Annotated in this window: 5 protein-coding genes; 3 read left to right on the top strand and 2 right to left on the bottom strand. The window is 62.8% G+C overall.

Annotation, left to right across the window (positions count from 1 at the left end):
* Window positions 1-404 precede the first annotated feature (404 nt).
* Both tgt and NZM16_RS05035 read right to left on the bottom strand, forming a co-directional pair.
* Entirely contained in the window at window positions 405-1547 is a 1143-nt protein-coding gene (gene tgt, locus NZM16_RS05040) for a tRNA guanosine(34) transglycosylase Tgt (RefSeq protein ID WP_295451229.1), read from the bottom strand.
* 139 nt (window positions 1548-1686) lie between these two features.
* Window positions 1687-4029, bottom strand: coding sequence for a PEP/pyruvate-binding domain-containing protein (locus tag NZM16_RS05035; protein WP_295451232.1), 2343 nt, complete (start codon window positions 4027-4029; stop codon window positions 1687-1689).
* Window positions 4030-4809: 780 nt separating this feature from the next.
* Here NZM16_RS05035 and obgE point away from each other — a divergent pair.
* The 3 genes from obgE to NZM16_RS05020 all read left to right on the top strand — a co-directional run bounded on the left by obgE (window position 4810) and on the right by NZM16_RS05020 (window position 8107).
* Window positions 4810-6105: a GTPase ObgE gene (gene obgE, locus NZM16_RS05030; RefSeq protein ID WP_295451235.1), complete on the top strand. Its 1296-nt coding sequence runs from the start codon at window positions 4810-4812 to the stop codon at window positions 6103-6105.
* Between the two features lie 134 nt (window positions 6106-6239).
* A complete protein-coding gene (nadD, locus tag NZM16_RS05025) occupies window positions 6240-6866 on the top strand; it encodes a nicotinate-nucleotide adenylyltransferase (protein ID WP_295451238.1) in 627 nt (208 codons plus the stop codon).
* Between the two features lie 239 nt (window positions 6867-7105).
* Complete coding sequence (locus NZM16_RS05020; RefSeq protein ID WP_295479051.1) at window positions 7106-8107, top strand: carbon-nitrogen hydrolase family protein; 1002 nt, start codon at window positions 7106-7108, stop codon at window positions 8105-8107.
* Window positions 8108-8274 lie beyond the last annotated feature (167 nt).

Genomic DNA, 8274 nt, shown 5'->3' with positions numbered 1-8274 from the left:
GAGCGAACCGCCCGTTGTGGGCAATGGGCCCGATTCTCTTCCTTATCCACCCTCCCCCCCCGCTGCTTCGGGGGGTGGTGTGTGTTTTTGGGATGGGTTGGTGGGTTTGGGGGGGGGGCGAAGCCCCCCGCCCCATTCCCTCCAACGCTTCCGAATCCCTCTCTCCACGCCGCGAAGCAGCGTGGAGAGAGGGTAGATAAGGAAGAGAATCGGGCCCTTTCCCGACATCGGGCGGTTCGCTCTCTGGCCTGCACGAGTTTTGGACATGAGCCGAATTGTTTTGGGCTTGGGGCGTGGCCGAAGGCGACGCCCCAGCTCAAAAACCCGCGGGAGAGCTCGAAGGTTGCCCGTGGCGTAAGACTTCTTTGGGGGCGAACGCCACAACTTCGAACCAAAATAGAGCATTAACTTTCCGCTCCCGGCTCTGGATCCATCGCGAAAGCGGCCTGGCGCTCCACCACGGCGGCCCGGAAGTCCGCAAAGCGGCCCTCGAGGATCGCCTGACGCATTTCCTCCATAAAGCGGAACATCGTGTGAAGGTTGTGCAATGTGGTCAGATACATCGCCAGAGGTTCTCCGACGTTAAACAGGTGCCGCAGATAGGCGCGGGAGAACCGCCGGCAGGTGAGGCACTCGCACTGTTCGTCGATGGGACGGAGATCCTCGGCGTAAGCCGCATTGCGCAGATTCAAGCGTCCGGTCCGCGTGATGGCGGTCCCGTGGCGGGCGACACGGGTGGGCATCACGCAATCGAAGAGATCCACCCCCCGGGCCACCGCCTCCACGAAATCCACCAGGGTCCCCACGCCCATGAGGTAGCGGGGCTTCTCCTCCGGCAGCAGGGCGTCCATCAGGTCCAGGACGCGATAGGTCAGGGTTCGGGGTTCGCCGACGGAAAGCCCGCCAATGGCGTAGCCCGGGAAGTCCAGGCTGACCAGAAAGCGAGCGCTCCAGGTGCGCAGGTCCTCGAAGACCCCACCCTGCACGATGCCGAAGAGGGCCTGATCCCTTCGGGTATGGGCGGCCCGGCAGCGCTCCGCCCAGCGATGGGTGCGCTCCAGGGCCTTCGCGTTGTAATCGTAATCCATCGGCGGAGCACACTCGTCCAGGCACATGATGAGATCCGCCCCCAGGTTCTCCTGGATGCGGATGGCCTTCTCCGGGGTGAACCGGTGGAGAGAGCCATCCAGGTGAGAGCGGAAGGTCACCCCGTCATCGTCCACCTCTCGCAATCCCTGGAGGCTGAAGATCTGGAAACCCCCGCTATCGGTGAGGATCGGTCCGTTCCAGCCCATAAAACGATGCAATCCGCCCAGGCGGGCGATCCGTTCGTCGCCGGGCCGCAGGTATAGATGATAGGTGTTGGCCAAGACGAGCTGGGCTCCTAATGCCTCTAGATCCCAGGCGGGTATGGTCTTCACGGCCCCCTGAGTGCCCACTGGAGCAAAACACGGAGTCAGAATGCGTCCGTGGGGGGTATCGATGAACCCCGCCCGGGCCCGTCCATCCCGGGCCGTCAGGGAGAACCGAAAACCCTCTCCACTCATCGCCTTGCTTTCCCATGGCCTACATGGTTTTCCCGGCTGATCAAGGCTCCTCTTCCATGTGCCCTTTCTCCGCCCGCTCTCCAGATCTCGAGCAGGTCCCGGAAACAGGGGCATGGGACCTGCCCGTCTCCGGCGCGCACTAAGCATCCCCTCGCCTCGGCCCCAAATAGGCCATCGCCTCCTCGTGGTCGCCATCCATCACCAGATGGAGATAACGCCCGCCGGTGACCTGGGGGATATCGATCACCTTAACGCAGGAGGCGTAGGAGGCTTCCTCGGGCAGCAAATCCGGCAGGCTGTTTGGTGCCTGAGCGAAGAAATCCGCCCGGAAAACCGCCCGCTCATCGTCCGGAACGATGGCCAGGGGATAGATCTGGGCCTCAATGAGATCGCGGAAGAAATGGGTTCCATACGAAAGCTCCGGTGACCCCTGGGCGCCCCGCAGTCCGATCTCTACCAGGGCCCGGGCGTTGTAGATGTCGGCATAACCCACCTTCACCCCCAGATAGGGGTTCACGCTCCCCCAGCGGCCCGGCCCGATCAAGATGAACCGCTCTCCAGCCAGCCGCCGGTTCAGCCGTCCGATCACCCGCGCGACCTCTAATCGCTCGCTCAGCTGCGAAATCCGGGTATAAGCCATTGGATCCACGTAAATCACATAACGAACGTTATACACAGTCCCGTGGGGCACCATATGATACGAGGTGAACAACACATCCTCCGCCGGGATATTCTTCGGCACACGGGGGCTGGCCGCCTGCTCGCGGTCGGTCTGAGGGCGGCACTGCAACAACCGCAGCCTGGGCCGGGGCGGCCGTCCGCTCTCCAGGAGGACTGCGAACTCCACGTCGACGGGGCGGCTGTAATAGCGCTCGAGCTTGCAGAGCACCGCCCGCATCAGGGGCACGAAGTCCGTCTCCTGAAGCAGACGGTCGAACGTGATGACCAGCGAGCGGGGATCCACATTGCGCCCGATGAGGGGCTGAAGATAATCCCCCTTGTGAACCACCGCCAGATACGCCAGGCCCGGGTAATCGCTCCCCAGCACTTCATGGATGGGCAGCGTTCGAAAGGTGTTGTCCTCCAGATCGATCACATCGATGAAGTGCTGGGCATAGCGGGCGATCGCCTGGGGGTCCTTCTCCGGGCGCAGGCCGGGATGGCTGAGGGCGACCATGCGCGGGTAGTCATGCGCCACCCGTTCCACCGCGCGGGTGCCCAGCCCCACCACCATCCGGAGGAAGCCGTCCTCCCGCCGGATCCGGGGGCTCCACCGGAAAGGATTCCGGGAGTAAGCGACTCCGGCGACCGGCGGGAAGAAGTAGCGGCCGTAGCGAATTCCTTCGACCTTTTGAAGCAGGACCGCCATCCGTTCGTCATAATCCACCAGGCCCACATGCCGCCGGTAGATCAAAGGGTCCGGATGGAAGACGCTGGCGTAAACCCGCTTGATGGCCGTCAGCAATGCCTCCAGATTCTCCTCCAGAGACCCCTGGTTGGGACAGAAATGGCTCTCATATTTCCCCGCGAAGGAAGCCCCAAAGTTGTCCTCCAGGAGGCTGGAGGATCGGACAATGAGCGGATGAGCGCCGACCTCCCGGAGCAGTTCCCGCAACCGCTGGACAAACCAGGCCGGGAAACGTCCTTCCAGGAAGGCATGCTGGACCTCGGGGAACTCCGCCCGGATCTCCTCTTCGGTCTTATATTTCTGGTTCAAATAGGGAAGCAACCCGTTGCGTTCCATGAACTCATAGAAGACGTCGGCCCCGATGAACCAGGATTCCGGGATGCCCACCCGTTCCGCCAGAGGGAACGGATCCTCACGGTCCGGCACCTGGAGGACCCGCCAGGCCAGCATCATCCCGGCCGCCTTGCCCCCGATCTTCCCCTGGCCGATGCGCCGTTCATAAATCGCCCGCAGGTCCAATGCGGTGAAATGCTCCCGGGCGATCCCGACAAAGGCGAGCTGATCGCTGATGATGCTTTTGATGAGGACAACCCGGATCTCTTTCAAGTGAGGAAGGACGGTTTTGCGCTGCTCCGGGGGGGTCGCCTCGTAAGCCTCCGCCTGGGTAAAGAGCGCTTCCACGGGGGCCAGCTCCGGATTGAAGGAAAGGATCGGCCGATGCCCCGGCGCCCGTTCCTCCAACACGGAACGGACGATCTCCACGAACAGGCTGTGGGGGAGATTATAGGCGAAATAGAACTCCGTCAGCTGGTCCCGGATCTGGGCCAGCCGCTCCTCCCATTCCTCCGCCGACTCCTGGCCGAAAGGATCCACCAGCCCTTCGAGGCGCTGGGAGATCAGGGCTTTCTCCCGGACCTCCGCCTCGAAGGCTTCGGGGGTGATAATGCCGCGGGCGAACAGCTCCTGGCGCATCCGCTCCCGGATCCGGCGGGCCAGGATCGGGTAGCGCAGGATCTCCAGGTGCAGGGCCAGCGCCGGCGGCAGATGCCATGGGTAGCCGTGCTCACCGTCCATTGGCTCTCCGCACACCCTGTGGATTCTGAATTCAGAGCATACCGCGAGCGCTGCAGGCGGTCAACATCGTTGGGAAGGCAAAGCTCCCACAACAGTATGCCATGTCCGTTCCTGTCGTTTTGGGGAACGCTTCGAACGGGCCCTCCGATTCGCTCCGTGCCTAACTACGAACATGAAACATGGGCCTTTTCGTTCGTAGTAGGGCACGTCAGCGCCCGTTCTCTTCTGGGGAACGATCGGGACATTGCCCCCTACAAACCGCAACGGGCACTTACGCGCCCTGCTACAAACAGATGGTTCGTAGTAGGGCGCGTAAGCGCCCGTTCTCTTCTGGCCAACGCTCGGGACGATGCCCTATACAACTTACATGTCCCATTCCAACAACGGGCACTTACGTGCCCTACTACAAACATGAACCTTTTCGTTCGTAATAGGGCACATAAGGGCCCGTTCTCTTTTTGAAAACGACCAGGACGAGCCCTCCGCTTCGCCCTGTGCCGGACTACCAACACGGGCTTTCTCGTTTCAAGGGTCAGGCATGAATTGTCCTCTTCCCCACGGCCCTCTGAGCTGGGGGAAGGAGGGATGGGAAGACGGAGTCATCCGGCCCTGGCCGCTGCGTCCTCAACTGCACAACCCCTACGTTCGGAATCCGGCATGCCAGTGCCCGAACTCCTCACGAACACCGGTCGGGCATTCCAAGCCCGGATCCCGCCTCCCCAAGGAAGAGCTAACGATGAACCCAACTGGATTAAAATGAAAAGGATAAGGAGGATCCCAATGGGTGAACCGTGGCTTTTTTGTGATGAAGTGATCATAGAAGTGAAGGCCGGCGATGGGGGAGATGGGTGTGTCTCCTTCCGGCGTGAGAAGTATGTCCCGATGGGAGGGCCGGATGGGGGCGATGGAGGCAAGGGTGGGGATGTGATTCTGAGGGTGAATCCCCATCTGAACACCCTGGCTTACTATTATCGCCATCGCCATTTCCGGGCCGAGAACGGCCGCCACGGCCGTGGAGGTCGGAAAACGGGGGCCAGCGGAGAGGACCTCATCCTGGAAGTCCCGCCCGGGACCGTGGTTCGGGATGCAGACACGGGAGAGATCCTGGCGGATCTCACCCAACCCGATCAGGTCGTGATCGTCGCCCGGGGGGGGCGGGGCGGGCGGGGAAACGCCGCCTTTGTCAGCCCGACCAATCAGGCTCCCCGGATCGCAGAGCGTGGGGAGCCAGGAGAGTTCCGTCGTCTCCATCTGGAGTTGCGTCTCCTGGCGGATGTCGGGTTGATCGGCAAGCCCAACGCTGGGAAATCCACTTTGCTGGCCGCGGTGACGGCGGCCCGGCCGAAGATCGCGGATTACCCCTTCACCACACTCCATCCGCACCTGGGGGTCGTGGTGCTGAATGATACCGCCTCCTTCGTGCTGGCAGACCTGCCAGGCTTGATCGAGGGGGCCCATCGAGGGGTCGGCCTCGGGCTTGCCTTCCTGCGCCATGTCGAGCGCACCCGGGTTCTCCTCCATCTGCTGGATGGCCTCGCCGCGGATCCGGTGGCGGATTACGAGGCGATCCGGGCGGAGCTGGGCCACTACAACCCGGATCTGTTGAAGCGGCCGGAGATCATCGCCTTCAATAAGATGGATCTGCCGGAGGTTCAGGCCCGGTGGCCGGAGGTGGAAGCGGCCTTCGCCGCCCGGGGCCTCCAGGTTCATCCGATCTCCGCGGCGACGAAACAGGGTACCCAGGCCCTCATGTGGGAAGCCTGGAAGCGGTTGCAGGAGGCGCCGCCCCCGCCCCCGCTCCAGCCGGCCGTTCCGCCCCTTCTCCGGCGGGAAACCCCTGTTCAGGTCATCCGCGAGCGAAACGGATGGAGGGTTCTGGGAACAGCGGCTGAAAAGGCGGTGCGAAGGGCCCGCCTGGACTCCGAGGAAGGCCTATTGCACCTGCACCGTCAGCTGGAGCGACTGGGAGTCATCGAAGCTCTGGAACGGGCAGGGGTTCAACCAGGGGATACCGTCTATATCGGTGATGTGGAGCTGGAATGGGTAGATTGGGCGGATGTAGGGAAGCGTTCGTAACGATTCCGCTCTCATCCCAATGGACTTGTTGCGCATAGAAGTTACGCAGCTGGGAGCTGATGAGAAGAGGCGGTGTGGTCTCGCTCGGCTCCTTGAAAGGAATCAATCCTCTTACGGGATCTGGAGTGCTTTGAATGAACCGCTTAGGCCTATTGGGAGGAACCTTCGATCCACCCCATTACGGGCACTTGGTGCTGGCGGAACAGGCCCGGATCCAGCTGGGTCTGGATCGGGTGCTGTTTATCCCGGCGGCGCAACCTCCACATAAGCCGGCAGCGGAAGTTACGCCCATTGAGCACCGCCTGAACATGCTGGCCATGGCCATTGCGAGCAATCCGTTTTTCGAGATCTCCCGGGCCGACATCGATCGCCCGGGTCCGCATTACACCGTCGATCTGTTAGCTCACCTACAGGCTGTTTATCCGGACGCGGAGTTCTTTTTTCTGATGGGATCCGATTCACTGGTGGATCTTCCTCGGTGGCGGGAGCCTCATCGCCTGATCCAGATGACCTGGCTGGCTGTGATGCCACGGCCCGGATATGTGGTCCACATGCCGCTTCTGGAACAGGCGTTGCCGGGAATCAGCAAACGGCTGCTCTGGCTGGACGCCCCGTTTCTGGACATCGCTTCCCATGATCTGCGGCGGCGTGTGAAAAGCGGAGGTTCGATCCGATATCTGGTCCCCCCTGAGGTAGAGGCCTATATCTACGCCCAGGGTCTGTATCGGAACGCGGCCACTCCTGCACGTGAAAAACCCTAAACTCCAGACACGATGCACAACTTCCGGGCTCTCCCGCGGGTTGTCGGGCTGGGGTGCCGCCTTCGGCGGTGTTCCAGCCCAAAAGTGTTTTTCTCCCCTCTTGCCAGGGGCCACTGGGAGGGGAGAAAACCACCGACGTCCTATCTCCTTGGTCAAAGCCCTCCCCGATGGAGAAGCGATCGGACCGGAGAGGAAGCATTCTCCACCGCCGCTCCCCACCCCACGCCGGAGGTCCAGCCTTGATCCAGCTGGTCGCCCTTCAGATGCATTGGTCCTGCCAAGATGGATCCTCCCCTACCGCTTTTGCCTCCCGCATGGATGGGCTGATGGCCCGGGCGGCAGATCGGCTGGATCCACGAGAGCCGGCGCTGGTGGCCTTTCCGGAGGATGTGGGCCTGCTGGCCGCGCTGGCCGTCCTTCCCCCAGGGCTTCGGGATCAACCCACGATGGCGAGGGCGATGGCCTTCGCCCTGCGCCGGCAATTTCTCCCCGCCCTCGCTTATCGGCTTCGCTATCGGGTCGGCTGGGCCCGGGCCCTGTTGCTCGCCGTCCAGCCACGGCTTGTTCGACTTTATCTGAGCACGTTCTCCGCTCTCGCCCGGAAATATCGCGTGACGCTGGTCGCAGGCTCCGCCCCGCTGGCGGAAATCCCGTTCGCCTCGGGCTCCCGCCCCGAGGCCCTGCGCCCCCACGGACCCTCCGTCTATAACACCGCCGCGCTCTTCGGGCCGGACGGATCCCTGATCGGCCTTCAACGGAAGGTGGCCCTGATCGACCTAGAGGGCCCTCAGGGCCTGGATTTGACCCCAGGGCGCTTAGAGGAAGTCCAGGTGTTCCCGACCGAAGTCGGCCGGGTAGGGATCGCGATCTGCCTGGACGCCTTTGCGCCGGAATCCCCGGTGCGGGAGCGGTTGGCGCGCTTGGGGGCCGAGATCCTGGTCCAGCCTTCCGCCAACCCCGGACCCTGGACGCGCGAGCAACAGGCGGACTGGCTTCGAGGGGCGTGGGCGGCGACGGTTCAGGAGGGCCGCTTCGCTTATGCCATCAATCCGATGATGACGGGAACCCTCTTCGATCTGGCCTTTTATGGGCAATCCGCGCTCATCGCACGGGATGCCGCTCTGGCGCCTAAGGATCGGGGGTATCGGGATATCGGCCCGATGCCCGGCTTTCTGGAGGTGGCGCAAGGGGATGATTCGGAGGAGGTCCTGGTGGCGCGGGTGCCGCATCCGGAGAAGTAAACCGGGATAGAGGGGCGAGAGTCTTCGCCGTCCCGCTCTCCTAACCGCGTCCATTTTTAATTTGGAGGTTTTCGGGGATGGTGGGGGGGGGGGGGGGGCCCCCCCCCACCCCCCCCAAAATTTTTTTGAAACAGCCCCCAAACCCACCCCCCCCAACACAGAGGGCC

Origin of the sequence: Thermoflexus sp., assembly GCF_025055495.1 — a bacterium.
GTDB lineage: Bacteria > Chloroflexota > Anaerolineae > Thermoflexales > Thermoflexaceae > Thermoflexus.
This window is presented reverse-complemented; position numbering and strand designations above follow the sequence as displayed.